Here is a 19,598-nt window from a genome sequence, read left to right as displayed (position 1 = left end):
CGGCAGCGCCTCCTAACGCTGCTATTGAATCAACCCATCACCCAATGCGCAAGCAATTTAACAGGTCCTGACCCTAGTTCATCATTGCCGCCTTCAACCTCTGCATAGATTTCCGCGGGCATTTTCACCGAACCAGTGTCACCGTGGTGAATAAGCCAGCGCCAGAACTCCGGCACCCGCTGGTGGCCGTACCAAGTATTGTGGGCTGTGATTAGCGCGTTCGCATCCAGCAAATACAGCATCAGGCGAATGCTCGCCTTGGTTCAGCCAAAAGTGGGTAAACGTTCATTGGTTTGACCCCCAACATTCTTGCTGCACGCGTAGGGGTTAGAGATCCATCGGCCATACCTTGACGCGCTACCGAAAGTATCGCGGCACCCAGGCGGTGGCGTCTGACCACATACCAATTCGGGCCACCTTCCTTTCCGCGACTCTTTTCACGTTCGCGTTCCTTCTGAGCTAGCCACTGCCCACGGAACGTTTCGCGGAGTCCCTCCCAGCGCATCCGATCAATCGCTCCAATGCGAAACAACTGGTAGGCTACCATAGATCGACTGATACGTGCTCTATCTGCCAGAGCGTTAATCGCTGCTATATCCCCTGTCCCGCCAGTAAGCAGTTGGCTTAGGTGGGATATTTCCTCAACGTTAATCAAAATGGTTGCCGCGGCATCATTGCATAACTGCTCGATCCCATCTTGCGGCGTACCGCCGCTGATACCAGTTTCGCCAAGAAGCAGGTGAGCCAATTCATGAAGGAGGGTAAAGGCCCACGCAGATTTTGCATCCTGATCGTTCACGACAACCATCGGTGCCATTTTGTCTGCGATGGCGAAGCCGCGAAAGACGCTTACCTCTATCGCCGTAGACCAATTTCCGCAGTCGCCAGCAAGAAGGACAAACACCCCTTTAGCTTCCACTCGTTCGCGTAAATAAGCGAATGCATCCTCGCTTCGCCCCTGTGCGCGATAGACGTTGCGATCAAAGCCGATGGCCTCGACAATCATCCTCGCTAGCGTAGGGGCGTCCCGGACTGTGGCAGCGGCACCAACCAAGCCAACCTCAGCAACATCGTCGTCATCTTCGAGTATTTCTCTAACAAGGGCTTGGCGAGCTTTTACGTCTCGTAAAAGGGTCGCAAGCAAGGCGTTCGATGGATCACTTTGATCTGGCAGCGTCCTAAAGTCCTGTCCGAGTTCTGCTGGAGCAGGAATCGCTTTCAGATAAAACGTTAGTAGCGGGCGACGATATTGGGCTGCCATGCGTCGCAAAAGTGCGGGGCTGGGCATCGCGTCCCCGGTTTCCATTGCCTTCAAGCGGTCAGCGCCAGAGATGCCCCGCGCCGCCTTTAGCCCAACCTTATGGGCAGCCGTCTCCAGATCGAAACCTGCAGTTTCTCGTGCCCATACCAGGATTTCGGGATTAACACTCACCACATTCACACCATGCACATCACGACGTTAACGCGCTACCAAGAATTTGCTCTTCGCAGTTGGTGGTCCGGTTAAGGCGTAAAATAAGGTAGTTCTGACTGCATTTTTAGTCGCAGGAGAAAGTGATTACCATGTGAGATGGCCCCTTAAACCCCCACCAACGCCCCCTCCCCATAATAAGCCGCCTCGTCCAATATCCCCTCGCGTTTCGCGACGACCACGCCGACCAGCACTTGGCCTGCGACGTTCACCGCTGTCCGGCCCATGTCGAGGATGGGGTCGATGGCGAGCAAGAGGCCTGCGCCTTCGAGTGGGAGGCCCAGGGTGGAGAGGGTAAGGGTGAGCATCACGACGGCGCCGGTCAGGCCTGCGGTCGCGGCGGAGCCGATGACCGAGACGAGGGCGATCAGGGCATAATCGAGGGGGCCAAGGGAGATGCCGTAAAAGCCTGCGACGAAGATGGCGGCGAGCGCGGGGTAGATCGACGCGCAGCCGTCCATCTTGGTGGTGGAGGCGAGCGGAATGGCGAAGGCGGCATAGGCCTTGTCGACGCCGAGCCGCGCGGTGACGGCTTCGGTGACGGGCAGGGTGCCGACCGAGGAGCGGGAGACGAAGCCCAACTGGATGGCGGGCCAGGCCTTGGCGAAGAAGGGCAGCGGCTTGAGGCCATGGGCGAGCAATAGCGTCGGGTAGACGATCAGCAGCACGATGCCGAGGCCGAGATAGATGGCGCCGGTAAAGACGCTGAGCCTTGCGAGCGCGTCCCAGCCATAGGTGGCGACCGCTGCGCCGATCAGGCCCGCCGAGCCGATCGGCGTCAGGCGGATGACCCAGCCGAGCAGCGCGCGCACGACCGCGAGCAGGGAGCGGACGAAGGCGAGGAAGGGTTCGGCCTTTTCCCCGACTTTGAGCGTGGCGAGGCCGACAGCGATAGCGATGACCAGCAATTGCAAGATGTTGAAGGAGAGGCTGGTGCTGGCGGTGCCGTCGGGCGCGATTTTGGTGCTGCCGCTTAGCGCCAGGCTGTTGCCGGGGACGAGACCCTTGAGGAAATCGAGCCAGCCGCCGACCGCGTCGGGCTGTTTGGCGGCGAGCGCGGCGGTGCCAAGGCCCATGCCGGGCTGGACGATGATGCCGATGGCAAGGCCGATGCTAACCGCGATCAGCGCGGTGATGGCGAACCAGAGCAGGGTCTGCCCCGCCAGCCGCGCCGCATTGTCGAGCGCGCGCAGATTAGCGATCGACGCGACGATGGCGGCGAAGACGAGCGGCGGGACGATGGCTTTCAATAGCGCGACGAAGATGGTGCCGACGGTCTGGAGCGCGGTGGCGAGCCAGTTGAGGTCGCCATCCGGCCCCGTGCCGATGGTCCGGGCGAGGAGGCCGAGCGCGAGGCCTGCGACCATGCCGACCAGCACCTGAAATCCGAAGCTGCGATAAGGGAGGGTCATGGGCGCAAATCCTTTGGGCGAACGGCGTAGCATATGGGGGAGCGGCGCAGGATTGCGCGCAAGCAATAGTTGGGCGGGGTTTAGTTTTTGGCGGGGGGCTTTTGCCGTCGAACATTACCCGCTTTCGTCATCCCCGCGCAGGCGGGGATCCATCTCCCAACCTCGCGTCCGGGGAGAGGGCCGGAGATGGGTTCCCGCTTTCGCGGGAATGACGATATTTTGGGAGGCATAGGAGTTTTGCAATAATCGCCTTGGAGCGGAGGATTGGCGGTTGCCCGTCGCTGTGCCACATTGGTTGCCTGACGAAATCGAGGGGCAGGTTTATGGGGTGGCGGTTCGGGCTTTTGGCGGGGGTGGCGGTGATGCTGCCGCAGGCGGCTATGGCGGCGGCGGACCCGGTGGTGGCCAAGGATATCTTGATGCGCTCCGTCGCCTTTCGCACGGTCGAGGGGGCGGGCGAGGTGCCAAAGCTTGCGGCTTATTATGCGTCGGTGCTGAAAGACGCGGGCTTTGCCGAGGACGATATCGTCATCACGCCGATGGGGGAGACGGCGACCTTTGCCGCGACCATCCGGGGGCGGGATGCGGCGCTCAAACCCTTGTTGATGATCGGCCATATGGATGTGGTGGCGGCGGACCCGAAGGACTGGACCCGCGACCCGTTCGTGCCGGTGGAGGAAAATGGCTATATTTTCGGGCGCGGCTCGGAGGATAATAAATATGATGTCGCGATGATGGTCGCGACGCTGGCGCAGTTGAAGAAGGACGGGTGGACGCCGCGCCGCACCGTGACGCTGCTGCTGTCGGGCGATGAAGAGACCGCGATGGTGACGACGCGGGCGCTGGCGGCGCAGTATAAGGACGCGGAGCTGTTGCTGAACGGCGATGGCGGTGGCGGGTTGCTCAATGAGGCGGGCGAGCCGGTGCTGTATCAGTTGCAGGCGGGCGAGAAGACCTATGCCGATTTCGAGATTGGTTTCACCGATCCGGGTGGGCATTCGAGCGCACCGACGGCGGGCAATCCGCTCTATCGGCTGGCGCGGGCGATCGACCGGATCGCGGCCTATCAGTTTCCGCCGATGCGTAACGAGTTGACCAAGGCGTCGCTGGCGCTGTCGGCCGACCGGATCGGCGGCGAGGTCGGCGCGGCGATGAAGCGCTACGCGCAGACGGGCGATGCGGCGGCGGCGGAATTGCTGTCGGGCCGCCCGGAATTTGTCGGCCAGGTGCGCACGACCTGCGTCGCGACCATGGCGCAGGCGGGCCATGCGCTCAACGCTTTGCCGCAGAGCGCGAAGGTGCAGGTCAATTGCCGGATCTTTCCGGGCGTGGCGATCGACGCGGTGAAGGCGGAACTGGTGCGGGTGGTGGCGGACGAGAGCGCGACCGTCACGACGCTGGGCGATCCGCTGGCGAGCGATGCTTCGCCGTTGCGTGCCGATGTGATGCAGGCGGTGGTCGCGGCGGTATCCGCGCGGGCGCCGGGCATCCCGATCATGCCGAGCATGTCCGGCGGGGCGACCGACAGCGTGCATTTCCGCGCGCTGGGCGTGCCGAGCTATGGCGTGTCGAGCCTGTTCATGAAGGCGGAGGACGGCTTTGCCCATGGGCTGAACGAGCGGGCGCCGGTGGATGGTATCAGCGCGGCGCTGGGGCAGTGGGAGACTGTGGTAAGGGCGTTGGCGAAGTAGGGGAACCTCTCAATCTGTTCGGTTCGAGCTTGTCGAGAACTGTTCTCGACGGACGCTTCTCGACTTCGCTCGAAGCTGCTCGAACCGAACGGATTAAATAAGCGAGGTTTTAGCTCGGCACCGCCACAGCATTCGCGGCCGACAATACCGCCTGCACCGACGCCGTAGCGACGTCTGCGTCCGTCCCCACGCCGAACACGGTCCGCCCATCGGGCGTGCGGCATTCGACATAGGCGGCGGCGTTGACGTTGCTGCCGGCGCCGATCGCATGTTCACTATAGTCGGCGATTTCCAGCTCGACGCCCAGCTCGTCGCGCAAAGCAGCGAGGACCGAGGACAGCAGGCCGTTGCCGCGCCCGGAAATGCTGCGTTCGCCGCCCTTATAGGCGATCTTGCCGGTGAAGATGCGGTCGCCCGCCGCGCCGCTTTCATGATAGTCGATCAGCGCATAAGCCTGCGTTCCGGTCAGGCGATAATGGTCCTGGAAGGCGGCCCAGATGTCGGCGGCGTTGAGTTCGCGACTGGACTGGTCGGCCAGCGCCTGCACCACGCGGGAGAAGTCGGCCTGCATTCGCTTGGGCAGTTTGAAGCCTTTATCCTGCTGCAAGACCCAAGCGACGCCGCCCTTGCCCGATTGCGAATTGACGCGGATCACCGCTTCATAGTCGCGGCCCAGATCCTTGGGGTCGATCGGCAGATAGGGCACGTCCCAGATGAGGTCGTTGCGTGCTTCCTGCGCGGCAAAGCCCTTCTTGATCGCATCCTGATGGCTGCCGGAAAAGGCGGTGAACACCAGTTCGCCGGCATAAGGGTGGCGCGGGTGGACGGGCAACTGGTTGCAATATTCGACCGTCTGGATGACCGTGTCGATGTCGCTGAAGTCCAGCTGCGGGTTGATCCCCTGCGTGTACATATTCAGCGCCACGGTCACGAGATCGCAATTGCCGGTGCGCTCGCCATTGCCGAACAGACAGCCTTCGACCCGGTCCGCACCCGCCATGAGGCCGAGTTCCGCCGCCGCGACGCCGGTGCCGCGATCATTATGCGGATGCAGCGAGATGACCACGCTGTCGCGCTTGCTGATATGGCGACACATCCATTCGATCTGGTCGGCATAGATGTTGGGCGTGGCGCATTCAACGGTCGCGGGCAGATTGAGGATCAGCGGCCGCTCCGGCGTGGGCTGGAGGATGTCCATCACCGCCTCGCAACATTCCAGGCTGAAATCCAGCTCGGCGGTGGAGAAGGTTTCCGGGCTATATTCGAAATGCCAGTCGGTATCGGGCTGCTTGGCGGCATTGTCGCGCAACAGCTTGGCGGCGTGGACGGCAATATCCTTGACCTGCGCCCGGTCCATGCCGAACACGATGCGGCGCCAGGCGGGCGAGACGGCGTTATAGACATGGACGATCGCCCGCTCCGCGCCGCGCAGCGATTCAAAGGTGGTGGCGATCAGGTCTTCGCGGGCTTGCGTGAGCACCTGGACCATCACATCGTCGGGGATGCGGCCGTCCTTCACCAGGCTGGAGATGAAGTCGAACTCGGTCGCGCCGGCCGACGGGAAGCCGACCTCAATCTCCTTGACGCCGACCTGGACCAGCAGGTCGAAGAAGCGGCTCTTCTTTTCCGCGTTCATGGGATCAATCAACGCCTGATTGCCGTCGCGCAAATCGGTGGAGAGCCAGCGCGGGGGCGACGTGATGACATTGCCAGGCCATTGGCGATTGGGCAGGTCGACTTGCGGGAAGGCGCGATATTTCTGGGCAGGATCGGTCAGCATCATGGGACAGCTACTTCTTTATGCGAACGGGTGCGCAGGAGCGACCCGGTTAACGACTATCAGCGAAAAGGAAGCCCTTAGGCGTATCGTCGCTGCCCATAATCGAAAGGCAGCACAAAAACCACGCCTAAGGGCGTGTAAGTCGTAGCAGGGGAAGAAGCGTCGCGCTCTGCATGATGTCGGGGACATAGCGGCTTGAGGGGCGGGGCGTCCAGTCGTTTTTGCAACCTTGCGCGAGCCGATGTTGAAGGAAGCAGGGGCACCCGGAAAGAGAAACGCCGAAAAGCCCCGCTTGTGCGATGGGCCGCTTCCCCCTAAATCGCCTCCATGACCTCGACCAACGACATTCGCCGCTCTTTCCTCGACTATTTCGGGGCTAACGGCCACACCATCGTCCCGTCCGCGCCGCTGGTGCCGCACAACGACCCGACGCTCATGTTCGTCAATGCGGGCATGGTGCCGTTCAAGAATGTCTTTACCGGGCTTGAAACCCGTCCCTACAAGACGGCGACGTCGAGCCAGAAGTCAGTGCGTGCGGGCGGCAAGCATAATGACCTCGACAATGTCGGCTATACCGCGCGGCATCATACCTTCTTTGAAATGCTGGGCAATTTCAGCTTCGGCGATTATTTCAAGGAACAGGCGATCACCCATGCCTGGACTTTGCTGACCAAGGAATGGGGGCTTCCGGCCGACAAGCTGACCGTCACCGTCTATCATACCGACGACGAGGCGTTTGCCCTGTGGAAGAAGATTGCGGGCCTGCCCGATCACCGCATCATCCGCATCCCGACCAAGGATAATTTCTGGGCGATGGGCGACAGCGGCCCGTGCGGTCCCTGTTCGGAAATCTTCTACGACCATGGCGATCATATCTGGGGTGGACCTCCCGGCTCGCCCGAAGAAGATGGCGATCGCTTCGTCGAGATCTGGAATCTGGTGTTCATGCAATATGAGCAGGAAGCCAATGAGATCGTCAGCGAACTGCCCAAGCCCTCGATCGACACCGGCATGGGCCTGGAACGCATCGCCGCCGTCATGCAGGGCGTGCATAATAATTACGACATCGACACGTTCAAGGCGCTGATCGAAGCATCGGGCGCGCTCACCCGCACCGCGACCGACGGCGACCATCAGGCTAGCCACCGCGTTATCGCCGATCATCTGCGCTCGACCAGCTTCCTTATCGCCGATGGCGTGCTGCCCGCCAATGAAGGGCGCGGCTATGTGCTGCGCCGGATCATGCGTCGCGCCATGCGCCACGCGCATATCATCGGCGCGAAAGACCCGTTGATGTATCGCCTGGTCGGCAGCCTCGTGTCCGAAATGGGCGCGGCCTATCCCGAACTGGTGCGCGCCCAGCCGCTGATCGAGGAAACCTTGCTGCGCGAGGAAACTCGCTTCCGCAAGACGCTGGAAAACGGCCTGCGCCTGCTCGACGAAGCGACGGTCGATCTGGCCGAAGGCGGCACGCTGCCGGGCGAAACCGCGTTCAAACTCTACGACACGTTCGGCTTTCCCTATGACCTGACCGAAGACGCATTGCGCTCGCGAGGGCTTGGCGTCGATCGCGCCGGTTTCGACGCCGCCATGGCCGAACAGAAAGCCGCTGCCCGCGCCGCCTGGAAGGGGTCGGGCGACAAGGCATCGGACGAAATCTGGTTCGATATCGCGGAGAAGGCGGGCAATACCGAATTTATCGGCTATAGCTCGACCGTGGGCGAGGGCGAGGTGCAGGCCATCGTCAAGGACGGTGCAAATGTCGATTCCGCGAGCCTTGGCGACAATGTCATCATCATCACCAACCAGACGCCCTTCTACGGCGAAAGCGGCGGGCAGATGGGCGATACCGGCCGCATCACCACGCAGGGTGGCCTGATCGCCAGCGTCGAGGATACTGCGAAACCGCTCGGCCGCCTGCACGCGCATCGCGCCAAGATCGAGGCGGGCAGCATCAAGGTGGGCGACACCGTGCAATTGACGGTCGATGTCGATCATCGCGACCGGGTGCGCGCCAACCATAGCGCGACCCATTTGCTCCATGCAGCGTTGCGCCATCGGCTCGGCGGCCATGTGACGCAAAAGGGCAGCCTGGTCGCGCCCGACCGGCTGCGCTTCGACTTCTCGCACCCCGAATCGCTGACCCATGCGCAGATCGCGCAGGTCGAGGCGGACGTGAACGCGCAGATCCGCCATAATGAGGAAGTCACGACCCGGTTGATGACCCCGGACGATGCGATCGGCGCGGGTGCGATGGCGCTGTTCGGCGAGAAATATGGCGACGAGGTCCGCGTCCTTTCCATGGGGCGCGGCGATGACGCCAATTATTCGGTTGAACTGTGCGGCGGCACCCATGTCCGCGCGACCGGCGACATCGCCCTGTTCAAGATCGTGTCGGAAAGCGCCGTGTCGAGCGGTGTCCGCCGGATCGAAGCGCTGACCGGCGAGGCCGCGCGCCTGTGGCTGGCTGATCGCGACGACAAGTTGCGCCAGTCCGCCGCCGCGCTCAAGACCACGCCCGAAGATGTGCCGACGCGCATCGCAGCGCTGGTCGAACAGAGCCGCCGTCTGGAGCGCGAACTGGCCGAAGCCAAGAAGGCGCTTGCGCTTGGCGGTGGCGGGGCGGCGCAGGCGGCCGGGCCGGAGCAGGTGGGTAATGTCAGCTTCCTCGGCCAGGTCATCGACGGCCTCGACCCCAAGGAATTGCGTGGCATCGTCGACGGCAACAAGAAGGCCCTGGGCAGCGGCGTGTCTGCCATCCTCGCCGTGGTAGACGGTCGCGCGACCATCGCCGTGGGTGTTACCGACGACCTGACCGGCACGCTAAGCGCCGTCGACCTCGTCCGTATCGGCGTGGAAGCGCTGGGCGGCAAGGGCGGCGGCGGTCGTCCCGACATGGCGCAGGGCGGCGGTCCCGATGGCGACAAGGCACAGGCCGCGCTCGATGCGGTCAAGGCGGCGCTGGAGACGGTAGCAGCTTAATCGCGGATAGTAGGGGCGCTGTTCAGATAGCAGTGCCCCTGTTGCTCAGTCCGCCAGTCGCAGCGCGACTTCGTTCATGAAGCGGGCATCATCGCCCTTGGCCAGCCACTCCGCCTCGGCGCCGATCGCGCCCAGCATCGCGGCGAGCGCGTCCATCTCGCTCTTGGCGTAATTGCCCAGCACATAGCCATGGACCTTGTCCTTATGGCCCGGATGGCCGATGCCGATCCGCACCCGGCGGAAATCCGCGCCGATATGCGCGTCGGTCGATCGCAGGCCATTATGCCCGGCATTGCCGCCACCGCGCTTCACCTTCACCTTCATCGGCACCAGGTCGAGTTCGTCGTGAAAGACCGTAACGTCCTGCGGCGTCAGCTTGTAGAAGCGCATTGCTTCGCCCACCGAGCGGCCGCTTTCGTTCATGAAGGTCGCGGGCTTGATCAGCAGGATCTTTTCCGTGCCGATCCGCCCTTCCTGCACCCAGCCCTGAAACTGCTTTTTGGGCGGCGAAAAGCGATGCAGATCGGCGATCAGGTCGGCGACCATGAAGCCGACATTATGCCGGTGCATCGCATATTGCGTGCCCGGATTGCCGAGCCCCACCCAGATTTGCATCTTCACTCTCCCAAAAAGCAAAACCCCGTTCGCCCTGAGCCTGTCGATCGGCCGATTTTCCTGTTCGACCAGGAAAGGGCTTCGACAAGCTCAGCCCGAACGGGGTTGAGCAAAACCGTCGGAACGACGGCGACAGGCTTATTCGGCCGTGGCTTCCGCCTCGGCTTCGCCTTCGCCACCCTCGGCGCTCTTGAGCGCGGACGGGGCCACGATCGTCGCGATGGTGAAGTCGCGATCGTCGATCGCCGCCTTCGCGCCCTTGGGCAGCTTGACCGCGCTGATGTGGATCGAATCGCCGACTTCAAAGCCGGTCAGGTCAACGACGACATCTTCGGGAATGTCGGCGGCATCGACAATCAGTTCGACGTCATGACGAACGACGTTCAGCACGCCACCCTTTTTCAGGCCCGGCGAAGCGGCTTCATTTTCGAAGCGCACCGGCACCGCGACGGTGACGCTGGCATGTTCCGAAACGCGCAGGAAGTCGGCGTGCAGCGGACGGTCGGAGACGGGGTGGAAGGCCACGTCCTTGGCGAGGGTGCGGATGGACTTGCCACCGACTTCCACCATGACGACCGAATTGAAGAAATGCCCGGTGCCCAGCAGCTTGTTGAGGAGCTTTTCCTCGACGTGGATCGACTGGGGTTCTTCGTTCATTCCATAGATGACGGCGGGTACGCGGCCCTCACGGCGGAGGGCGCGGGAGGCTCCCTTGCCTGCCCGATCGCGTGCCTCGGCCGACAGCGTAAGCTGCTCGCTCATTGCGTGTCTCCAAAAGCTGGTTTGAGTTACATTTTCCCGCCACGCCTCCAGGGATGACCATCGCGGGAGCGCGCCCTTTAGCAGAAAAGGGCAAGATTGCAAGGTGGGGCGGCGACAACCCCAATCCGTTCGCCCTGAGCGTAGCGAAGCCCTTCGCTGCGCTCAGGGGAAGGCTTCGGCTTCGCTCAGCCCGAACGGACGAATGGATCACTGCACCCGCGTCACCGTAAAGCCCTTGGCCTTCAGCAAATCGATCAGATTCTCGCGCCCGGTCAGATGCCCGGCCCCCACCGCGATGAAGGGCCGCCCCGTCATCGGCTCGATCGCCTTCACCCAGTCACGGTTGCGCGCCACCAGCACGGCTTCCTCGACTACCGGGTCGGGCTGTTCGCCATTCTGGTCCTCCTTGGCGATCGCTTCCATGTCGCCCTTGCGCCAGGCAGTGAGGATGCGGTCGAACAAGGCCTTCATATCCTTGGTCTCGCGCACCGTCTGCACCAGCAGCTTTGCTTGCGCCGCATCAGGCAACGTGTCGAAGGCGGCGAATTGCCGTTCCACTGTTTCCAGCCCGCCAATCGGCTTGCCAGCCTTTTTGAAGGCGGCGATCAGCACCGGCTCCACCCCGTCATCCTGGCTGACCTTGAGCGCCTGCTGGCTCGCCGCTGACAACAGCATCGCCGCCGCCCAGCTTTCATAGCCCGACAGGAGTTGCGTGCTGGTGCCGCCATCCTCCACGGCCTTGATGAGCGCGGGCCGCTCTGCTTCGGGGACGCGCTGGTCGAGCGGGGGCAGGCCGGGGCTGCGGCCCATGGATTCGAACAGCGCCAGCGTCTTCTGCTCATCCTGCAAATCCGCCGCTTCCAGCACCAGCCGATCGGCCTGCGCCATCGCCTCGCTGATCGTCGGCGTCTCCCACGCCACCCCCTTGGGCAGCACATGGATGGTGCCGAACAGCCAGCCCTTCATGGTGCCGCGCGACACCTGCCACAGCGCCGGGCCGCCCTGCGCGCCCTCCGGCTTGGGGCTGCTCTCCTGCCCGCAGGCCGCGACCAGCGTCAGCGCGCACAGCGCCAGGAAATGGGTGAACCGCCGCATCGTCGCTTACTCCTTGATCCGCCGGGCCTTGATGCCCAGCGTCTTCAACTGATCCTGCACGCTGCCCTTGCCCGCCAGATGCCCGGCGCCGACCGCGACGAATATCGTCCCCGGCGTCGTCATCCGCGCCTTGATCCATTGCGCCCAGTTCGCGTTGCGCCCGATCAGCAGTATTTGCGCGAGTTCCGGCGTTGCCTCCAGCGACTCGTTCATCGACTTGCCCAATTTCTTCGGGTCGCCCGCCTGCCAATGGCGCAGCAAGGCGGCAAATTTAGTCTCCATCTCCGGCAGGCCATCGACAGTCGCGTTCAGGAAAGCGACCTGCTGTTCCATCGGCAGCGTCGCGAAGAAATCAATCTGCTGCTCGACCGTCTCCAGCGCCTCGACCCGCTTGCCCGTCTTTTTCGCTTCGGCGCGCAGGATTTTCTCCGCGCCCAGATCCGCCTGATAGCCCATCTTCGCCAGCGGCGCGACCGCGAGCGCCATGCCCGCCATCCACGGGTTCATGCGATCGAAGGCGGCGACGGGCAGGGCGTTGTCCGCCATCGCCGCGCGATATTTCTCCCGTGCCTCCGGCGTCAGCCGGTCGGACAGTGCCACGCCATCCTGCGCCAGCGCCTTGGGCATCATGATCGCGCCCATCGCATTGGGATCGTCCGGCTCGATAATCTCCAGCACCAATTCGTCCGATCGGTCGAACGCGGCCTTCACCCCGCCGCGAAACCAGTCCACGTCCGGCTTCATCACATGCACGGTGCCGAACAGATAAAGCGTCGTGTCCGCATCCCGCACCCGCCACAGGGCAGGCGTTGCAACGCTGGTGGCGGGCGGGGCAGGGCGGGCGGCCACAGGGCCGCTGGTCAGCAACAGCGCGGCGGCAAGGCCATGGGCCAGATAAGCAAGCATCTTCATAGCCCCGACCATGCGGGGTGGATGGCGCAAGGGCAAGCCGCTTAACCCTGTTTCGCGCCGTCCTGCCCTTGACCCTATCGGCCCCATGCGCCAAGGCGCGAGCCAGCAAAACCGACCATTTCGCGAAGGACTATTCGTGGCCGAAGGCAAAGCGCTTTCCTTCCAGGACCTCATCCTGACCCTCCATGCCTATTGGGGGAAACAGGGCTGCGTCATCCTCCAGCCCTATGACATGGAAGTCGGCGCGGGCACCTTCCACCCCGCCACCACGCTGCGCGCACTTGGCCCGCAGCCGTGGAACGCCGCCTATGTCCAGCCCAGCCGCCGGCCCACGGACGGCCGCTATGGCGAAAACCCCAACCGGCTCCAGCATTATTACCAATATCAGGTGATCATGAAGCCCAGCCCCGCCAACCTGCAGGAGCTGTATCTGGGCAGCCTGGTGGAAATCGGCATCGACCCGCTCGTCCATGACATCCGCTTTGTCGAGGATGACTGGGAAAGCCCGACGCTCGGCGCCTGGGGCCTTGGCTGGGAAGTGTGGTGCGATGGCATGGAAGTCACGCAATTCACCTATTTCCAGCAGATGGGCGGTTACGACTGCAAGCCGGTCGCGGGCGAACTGACCTACGGCCTCGAACGGCTCGCCATGTATATTCAGGGCGTCGACAGCGTTTATGACCTGAAATTCAACGATGCTGGCGTCACCTATGGCGACGTGTTCCTGGCCAATGAACAGCAGATGTCGAAATGGAATTTCGAGGTCGCCGACACGGAAAAACTGTTCCGCTGGTTCAAGGATTGCCAGTCCGAATGGCGCAGTTGCATCGACAATGGCGTACCCCTCGCCGCCTATGACCAGGCGATCAAGGCCAGCCACGTCTTCAACCTGCTGCAAGCGCGCGGCGTGATCTCCGTACAGGAACGCGCCAGCTATATGGGCCAGGTCCGCGACATGGCGAAGGGTAGTTGCGAAGCATGGATGGAATCCAACGGATGGGCCGCGTGAATCCTCCCCGGCACGGGGAGGGGGACCGCGCGGCGCAGCCGCGTGGTGGAGGGGGCGTGCCCCCCACACGCCGCCCGGAAACCTACACAGCCCGCAAACTCCGCCGCGACCTATCCCTGCCCGAAGTCCTGCTCTGGCAAAGGCTTAGAGGCCAGGCCACCGGCCTGAAATTCCGGCGGCAACATCCCATCGGAAGCTATATAGCCGACTTTTATTGCAGCAGCTTGAAGCTGGTCATCGAGGTCGACGGGGAAGTGCATAATCGGGCCGACCGTCCGGCGCGCGATCTCCACCGGGACAGGTTCATGGAAGAGAATGGATATCAGGTGCTTCGCATAGCTGCTTCTGAGATTTTGAAGGATGCCGACATAGTGGCTGCCTCGATCGCCGCGCTTGGGGCCAGCCCCCTCCACCAGCCTTTGGCTGGTCCCCCTCCCCGTGCCGGGGAGGAACTTGAATGACCGACTTCCTCCTCGAACTGCGCTGCGAGGAAATTCCCGCGCGCATGCAGCTCAAGGCCAGCGACGATCTCGCCCGCCTCTTTACCGAGGAACTGGCGAAATCCGGCCTGACGCCGGGCAGCATCGACAGCTTCGTCACGCCCCGCCGCCTCGCGCTCATCGCCCGCGACCTGCCGCTCGAAACCGCCGCCGTCAGCGAAGAACATAAAGGCCCGCGCACCAGCGCACCGCCGCAAGCGCTCGAAGGCTTCCTGCGCAAGACCGGCCTGACGCAGGACCAGTTGGAGGACCGGAACGGCATCTGGTTCGCTGTCGTCAACAAGCCCGGCCGCGCTACCGCAGAGGTATTGGCGCAAGCCATCCCCGCGATCATCCGCGCCTTCCCCTGGCCCAAATCCATGCGCTGGGGCACAGCGTCGCAGACGACCGAAAGCCTGCGCTGGGTCCGCCCGTTGCAGGGCATCGTCGCGATATTGGGCGAGCAATTGATCGACTGCGAGATCGATGGCATCCGCAGCGGCTATGCGACGCTTGGCCATCGCTTCCATCACCCGGCTGAAATCACCATCGGCGGGGCGGGCGACTATGCCGAAAAACTGCGCGCCTGCCATGTCATCGTCAGCCATCAGGAACGCCAGGCGATCATCGCGGACAAGGCCGCGCAGGCCGCCGCCGCGCATGGCTACACGGTGATCGAGGACAAGGGCCTCGTCGCGGAAAATGCGGGCCTGACCGAATGGCCGGTGCCGCTGCTTGGCGATTTCGACCCGGTCTTTCTTGAGGTGCCACCTGAAGTCATCCAGCTAACCCTGCGCATCAACCAGAAATATTTTGTGCTGCGCGACGGCGCGGGCAAGCTCGCCCCCGCCTTCATCTGCACCGCCAATATCGACGCCAAGGATGGCGGCGCGGCGATCATCGCGGGCAACCGCAAGGTACTGGCCGCGCGCCTGAGCGACGCGCGCTTCTTCTGGGAACAGGACCGCAAGACGCGGCTGGAAGACCACGCCAAGAAACTCGAACGCATCACCTTCCACGAGAAACTGGGCACGGTGGCCGACAAGGTCGAGCGGGTGGCGAAACTGGCCCGCTGGCTGGTGGAAGAGGGCATAATCCTCCCCGGCACGGGGAGGGGGACCGCGAGCGAAGCGAGTGGTGGAGGGGGCGAGCCTCTCGGCGCGCCCGTCTCGACCGCATCTCTTGCCGACAGCCCCCTCCACCAGCCTTCGGCCGGTCCCCCTCCCCGTGCCGGGGAGGATTTAGCAGATATGGCCGAACAAGCCGCCCGCCTCTGCAAAGCCGACCTTGTCACCGAAATGGTCGGCGAGTTCCCCGAACTGCAAGGCGTCATGGGCGGCTACTACGCCCGCGCCGAAGGCCTGCCCGATGCGGTAGCCGACGCCATCCGCGACCATTACAAGCCGGTCGGCCAAGGCGACGACGTCCCCACCGCGCCGGTCACGGTGGCGGTGAGTTTGGCGGATAAGCTGGATACGCTCGTATCATTTTTTGCTAGTGGGATGACACCAACGGGGTCTCGCGATCCCTTTGCCCTGAGGAGGGCAGCGATTGGCGTCATAGCCCTAATTCTCCGAAACGGCATTAGGTTGCCACTGAGGCTTGGTATCATTGTATCGTTCCACAGAATCTACACTCAAATGGTTACGAGCTTGGGAACGGAAGCAATTTTTGAAGTACGTTCCGCAAGGAATTTTCAAGACAGCGTCAAGGATGCAGCAGTTAAAAATCTCGTTGATGCTTATGTTAAGGCTCTCAATGAAGTTGGCCCGTTAACACAGTCTATTATCGACAATCATCTACCAGACCTCCTCGACTTCTTCGCCGACCGCCTCAAAGTCCAGCAACGCGAAGCCGGGGTCCGCCACGACCTCATCGACGCCGTGTTCGCGCTTGGTGGCGAGGATGATCTCGTCCGCCTGCTTGCCCGCGTCCATGCGCTGCAATCCTTCGTCGCGACTGACGACGGCGCGAACCTGCTCGCAGGCTACAAGCGCGCCGCGAATATCCTCAAGAAGGACGCGCCACAGACTCCCTCTCCCCAGCGGGGAGAGGGCCGGGGAGAGGGGGAGCGAGCCGCAGGCGAGCGTCCGGCTCTCGATGTGGCACACCCCCACCCAACCCTCCCCCTTGAGGGGGAGGGCAATTTCCCGCTGTCCTACACGCCCGAAATAGCCGAAGCTGCGCTCATCGTCGCGCTCGACGTGGCGGAACCGCGCACGGCGCAGGCGGTGGCGGCGGAGGATTTCGAGGGCGCGATGGCGGCGCTCGCCACCCTCCGCGCGCCCATCGACGCCTTCTTTGAAAGCGTGACGGTCAACGATGCCGATCCCGCCAAGCGCGCCGCCCGGCTTGCGCTGCTGACGCGGGTGCGTGACGCCGTGCATAGCGTCGCCGACTTTTCAAAGATTGCGGGATAACGCAACGAAATGACAAAATCAGCGGGAAAAGTGCGAAATTAAAACGTAATAACTCTATTCTGCCGCGCATCATCCCGCTATTGCTGCCGGGTTATTGCAACGCACAATATAGTCGGCAATCAGTGCAGGGAGAGCCGGGAATGACTGATATAGAAGAGGCCATCATGACCACGACCACGACACGTTATGTCTATCGTTTTGGCGGCGGTGTGGATGATGGCGGGCAGGGCGACCGCAACCTTTTGGGCGGCAAGGGCGCGAACCTCGACGGCATGGCCGCGATCGGCCTGCCGGTGCCGCCGGGCTTCACCATCACCACGGAAATGTGCACCCGCTATTATGAAGATGGCGGCGTCTATCCCGACAGCGTGAAGGCGGAAGTCGCCACTGGCCTTGCCCATATCGAAGGGATCACCGGCAAGAAGTTCGGCGATGCCGCCGATCCGCTGCTCGTCTCGGTCCGCTCCGGCGCGCGCGCGTCGATGCCCGGCATGATGGACACGGTCCTCAACCTCGGTCTCAACGACGAAACCGTCATCGGTCTCGCCAACACATCGGGCGACGAGCGTTTCGCCTGGGACAGCTATCGCCGCTTCATCCAGATGTATTCGGACGTCGTGCTGGAACTGGACCATGGCGCGTTCGAGGAAGCGCTCGAAGTCGCCAAGGAAGATCAGGGCTACAGCCTCGACACCGAAATGACCGCCGACGACTGGAAAGCGCTCGTCGCCGAATATAAGGCGCTCGTGAAGAAGCTGTGGGACAAGCCTTTCCCGCAGGATGTCCATGACCAGCTTTGGGGCGCGATCAGCGCCGTGTTCGGCTCGTGGCAGTCGGAGCGCGCGAAAGTCTATCGCCGCCTCAACAACATCCCCGGCGAATGGGGCACCGCCGTCAATGTGCAGGCGATGGTGTTCGGCAATATGGGCGAGACGTCCGCCACCGGCGTCGCCTTCACCCGCGACCCGTCGACCGGCGAGAATGTCTATTATGGCGAATTCCTGATCAACGCGCAGGGCGAGGATGTCGTCGCCGGCATCCGCACCCCGCAATATCTGACGCTCGCCGCGCGCGAACGGGCAGGGGCCAAGCCGCTGTCGATGGAAGAGGCGATGCCGGAAACCTATGCCGAACTGGCCAAGGTGTTCCAGATCCTCGAAACCCATTATCGCGACATGCAGGACATTGAATTCACCGTCCAGCAGGGCAAGCTCTGGATGCTGCAGACCCGGTCTGGCAAGCGCACCGCCAAGGCGGCGCTCAAAATGGCCGTGGACATGGCCCATGAAGGCCTGATCACCGAGGAAGAAGCCGTCGCCCGCGTCGATCCCGCCGCACTCGACCAATTGCTCCACCCCACGCTCGATCCCAAGGCACCGCGCGACGTACTGACCAAGGGGCTGCCCGCCAGCCCCGGCGCCGCATCCGGCCTGATCGTGTTCGACGCCGACACGGCCGAGCGCCGCAACGAAATGGGCGATGCCGTAATCCTCGTCCGCGTCGAAACATCGCCGGAGGATATTCACGGCATGCACGCGGCCAAGGGAATCCTGACCGCGCGCGGCGGCATGACCAGCCACGCCGCCGTCGTGGCGCGCGGCATGGGCCGCCCCTGCGTTTCCGGCGCGGGCGGCATTTCGATCGACAGCAAGGCGAAAATCCTGCGCATCGGCGGTCGTGAATTGAAGGAGGGCGATATCCTCACCCTCGACGGATCGACCGGCGAAGTCATGGCGGGCGAAGTGCCCACCGTGCAGCCCGAACTTGCCGGGGACTTCGGCACATTGATGGTCTGGGCCGACAAGGTCCGTCGCCTCAAGGTCCGCGCCAATGCCGAAACCCCGCAGGACTGCAAGGTCGCGCGGGAATTCGGCGCGGAAGGCGTAGGCCTGTGCCGCACCGAACATATGTTCTTCGACGCGGCCCGCATCACCGCCGTCCGCGAAATGATCCTGGCCGACAGCGAAAAGGGCCGCCGCGTCGCGCTTGAACGGCTATTGCCCGAACAGCGTGACGATTTCGCGCAGATCTTCATGGTGATGGCGGGCCTGCCCGTCACCATCCGCCTGCTCGATCCGCCGCTGCACGAATTCCTGCCCCACGCCGAAGCCGAGTTCGAGGAAGTGGCCAAGGCGGCGGGCGTGTCGGTGGACGTGCTCAAGCGCCGCGCCAACGAACTGCATGAATTCAACCCGATGCTCGGCCACCGCGGCTGCCGCCTGGGCGTCACCTATCCCGAAATCTATGAGATGCAGGCCCGCGCGATCTTCGAAGCGGCACTGATCGTCAAGCAGCGCGGCGGCGAAGCGCCGATCCCCGAAGTCATGATCCCGCTGGTTGCGACGCGCAAGGAGTTGGAACTGATGAAGGCGATCGTCGATCGCGTCGCTGCCGAAGTCTTCGCCGAACAGGGCGACAGCGTCGAATATCTCGTCGGCACCATGATCGAACTGCCGCGCGCCGCGCTCAAGGCGGGCGAGATCGCGGAAGTCGGCGAATTTTTCTCCTTCGGCACCAACGATCTCACCCAGACCACCATCGGCATCAGCCGCGACGATGCGGGCCGCTTCCTGGGCACCTATGTCGACAAGGGCATCTTCGCCCGCGACCCCTTCGTCAGCATCGACGTCGAGGGCGTGGGCGAACTGATCCAGCTGGCCGCCGAACGCGGGCGCAAGACGCGCCCCGGCATCAAGCTCGGCATTTGCGGCGAACATGGCGGCGATCCGGCCTCTATCGCCTTCTGCGAAGAGACAGGCCTCGATTATGTCTCCGCTTCGCCCTATCGCGTGCCGATCGCCCGGCTGGCCGCGGCGCAGGCCGCACTGGCCAAGAAGGCATAAGAAAAGGGCAGGGAGTGATCCCCGCCCTTCCTCTTTTCAAACAGGTCCGCGCGTTTAGCGTGAGATGACTTGAGGTTCATGCTCTTCGTCATTGCGAGCGCAGCGAAGCAATCCATTGCGGTGCCGA

At 63.1% G+C, this 19,598-nt stretch carries 14 protein-coding genes; 6 read left to right on the top strand and 8 right to left on the bottom strand.

Going from position 1 to position 19,598, the window contains the following annotated elements; translation table 11 throughout:
• Positions 1-29: 29 nt before the first annotated feature.
• The 3 genes from V2I08_RS12205 to V2I08_RS12195 all read right to left on the bottom strand — a co-directional run bounded on the left by V2I08_RS12205 (position 30) and on the right by V2I08_RS12195 (position 2,883).
• Positions 30-242 (bottom strand): DUF4411 family protein, encoded by a 213-nt coding sequence (locus V2I08_RS12205; RefSeq protein WP_349635348.1) that lies wholly within the window; start codon positions 240-242, stop codon positions 30-32.
• Positions 242-1,288 carry an ImmA/IrrE family metallo-endopeptidase gene (locus V2I08_RS12200; protein WP_349635347.1) on the bottom strand — a complete coding sequence of 349 codons (1,047 nt, stop codon included), beginning with the start codon at positions 1,286-1,288 and terminating at the stop codon, positions 242-244. The genes V2I08_RS12205 and V2I08_RS12200 overlap by 1 nt, the downstream gene beginning before the upstream one ends.
• A gap of 290 nt (positions 1,289-1,578) precedes the next feature.
• On the bottom strand, positions 1,579-2,883 hold the full coding sequence (locus tag V2I08_RS12195; protein WP_349635346.1) for a dicarboxylate/amino acid:cation symporter: 1,305 nt from the start codon (positions 2,881-2,883) through the stop codon (positions 1,579-1,581).
• 323 nt (positions 2,884-3,206) lie between these two features.
• Between V2I08_RS12195 and V2I08_RS12190 the strand changes: the two genes are divergently transcribed.
• Positions 3,207-4,574, top strand: a complete 1,368-nt coding sequence (locus V2I08_RS12190; RefSeq protein WP_349635345.1) for a M20/M25/M40 family metallo-hydrolase — start codon at positions 3,207-3,209, stop codon at positions 4,572-4,574.
• A 109-nt stretch (positions 4,575-4,683) separates the two neighbouring features.
• Here V2I08_RS12190 and leuA read toward each other — a convergent pair whose 3' ends face one another.
• Positions 4,684-6,357, bottom strand: coding sequence for a 2-isopropylmalate synthase (gene leuA / locus V2I08_RS12185; protein ID WP_349635344.1), 1,674 nt, complete (start codon positions 6,355-6,357; stop codon positions 4,684-4,686).
• A 324-nt stretch (positions 6,358-6,681) separates the two neighbouring features.
• Between leuA and alaS the strand changes: the two genes are divergently transcribed.
• The gene (alaS, locus tag V2I08_RS12180) at positions 6,682-9,336 is read left to right on the top strand and encodes an alanine--tRNA ligase (RefSeq protein WP_349635343.1); all 2,655 of its coding nucleotides are present in this window, start codon (positions 6,682-6,684) and stop codon (positions 9,334-9,336) included.
• A gap of 45 nt (positions 9,337-9,381) precedes the next feature.
• Here alaS and pth read toward each other — a convergent pair whose 3' ends face one another.
• The 4 genes from pth to V2I08_RS12160 form a co-directional block, all read right to left on the bottom strand.
• Positions 9,382-9,951, bottom strand: a complete 570-nt coding sequence (gene pth, locus V2I08_RS12175) for an aminoacyl-tRNA hydrolase (RefSeq protein WP_349635342.1) — start codon at positions 9,949-9,951, stop codon at positions 9,382-9,384.
• A 138-nt stretch (positions 9,952-10,089) separates the two neighbouring features.
• Positions 10,090-10,713, bottom strand: coding sequence for a 50S ribosomal protein L25/general stress protein Ctc (locus V2I08_RS12170; RefSeq protein WP_349635341.1), 624 nt, complete (start codon positions 10,711-10,713; stop codon positions 10,090-10,092).
• A gap of 207 nt (positions 10,714-10,920) precedes the next feature.
• Positions 10,921-11,808, bottom strand: coding sequence for a TraB/GumN family protein (locus V2I08_RS12165; protein ID WP_349635340.1), 888 nt, complete (start codon positions 11,806-11,808; stop codon positions 10,921-10,923).
• A 6-nt stretch (positions 11,809-11,814) separates the two neighbouring features.
• A complete protein-coding gene (locus V2I08_RS12160; RefSeq protein ID WP_349635339.1) occupies positions 11,815-12,720 on the bottom strand; it encodes a TraB/GumN family protein in 906 nt (301 codons plus the stop codon).
• 136 nt (positions 12,721-12,856) lie between these two features.
• Here V2I08_RS12160 and V2I08_RS12155 point away from each other — a divergent pair, with 136 nt between their 5' ends.
• The 4 genes from V2I08_RS12155 (at position 12,857) to ppdK (ending at position 19,471) form a co-directional block, all read left to right on the top strand.
• Positions 12,857-13,729, top strand: a complete 873-nt coding sequence (locus V2I08_RS12155; RefSeq protein WP_069067084.1) for a glycine--tRNA ligase subunit alpha — start codon at positions 12,857-12,859, stop codon at positions 13,727-13,729.
• Between the two features lie 56 nt (positions 13,730-13,785).
• Entirely contained in the window at positions 13,786-14,190 is a 405-nt protein-coding gene (locus V2I08_RS12150; RefSeq protein ID WP_349635338.1) for a DUF559 domain-containing protein, read from the top strand.
• Positions 14,187-16,628 (top strand): glycine--tRNA ligase subunit beta, encoded by a 2,442-nt coding sequence (glyS, locus tag V2I08_RS12145; RefSeq protein WP_349635337.1) that lies wholly within the window; start codon positions 14,187-14,189, stop codon positions 16,626-16,628. Before V2I08_RS12150 ends, glyS begins: the two co-directional genes overlap by 4 nt.
• Before the next feature lie 140 nt (positions 16,629-16,768).
• Positions 16,769-19,471: a pyruvate, phosphate dikinase gene (gene ppdK, locus V2I08_RS12140; protein WP_349635336.1), complete on the top strand. Its 2,703-nt coding sequence runs from the start codon at positions 16,769-16,771 to the stop codon at positions 19,469-19,471.
• The last annotated feature ends 127 nt before the right edge of the window (positions 19,472-19,598 follow it).

Origin of the sequence: Sphingobium sp. MK2 (assembly GCF_040170545.1) — a bacterium.
Classification (GTDB): domain Bacteria; phylum Pseudomonadota; class Alphaproteobacteria; order Sphingomonadales; family Sphingomonadaceae; genus Sphingobium.
The sequence above is the reverse complement of the archived record's forward strand: the minus strand, read 5'-3'. Positions and strand labels throughout refer to the sequence as shown.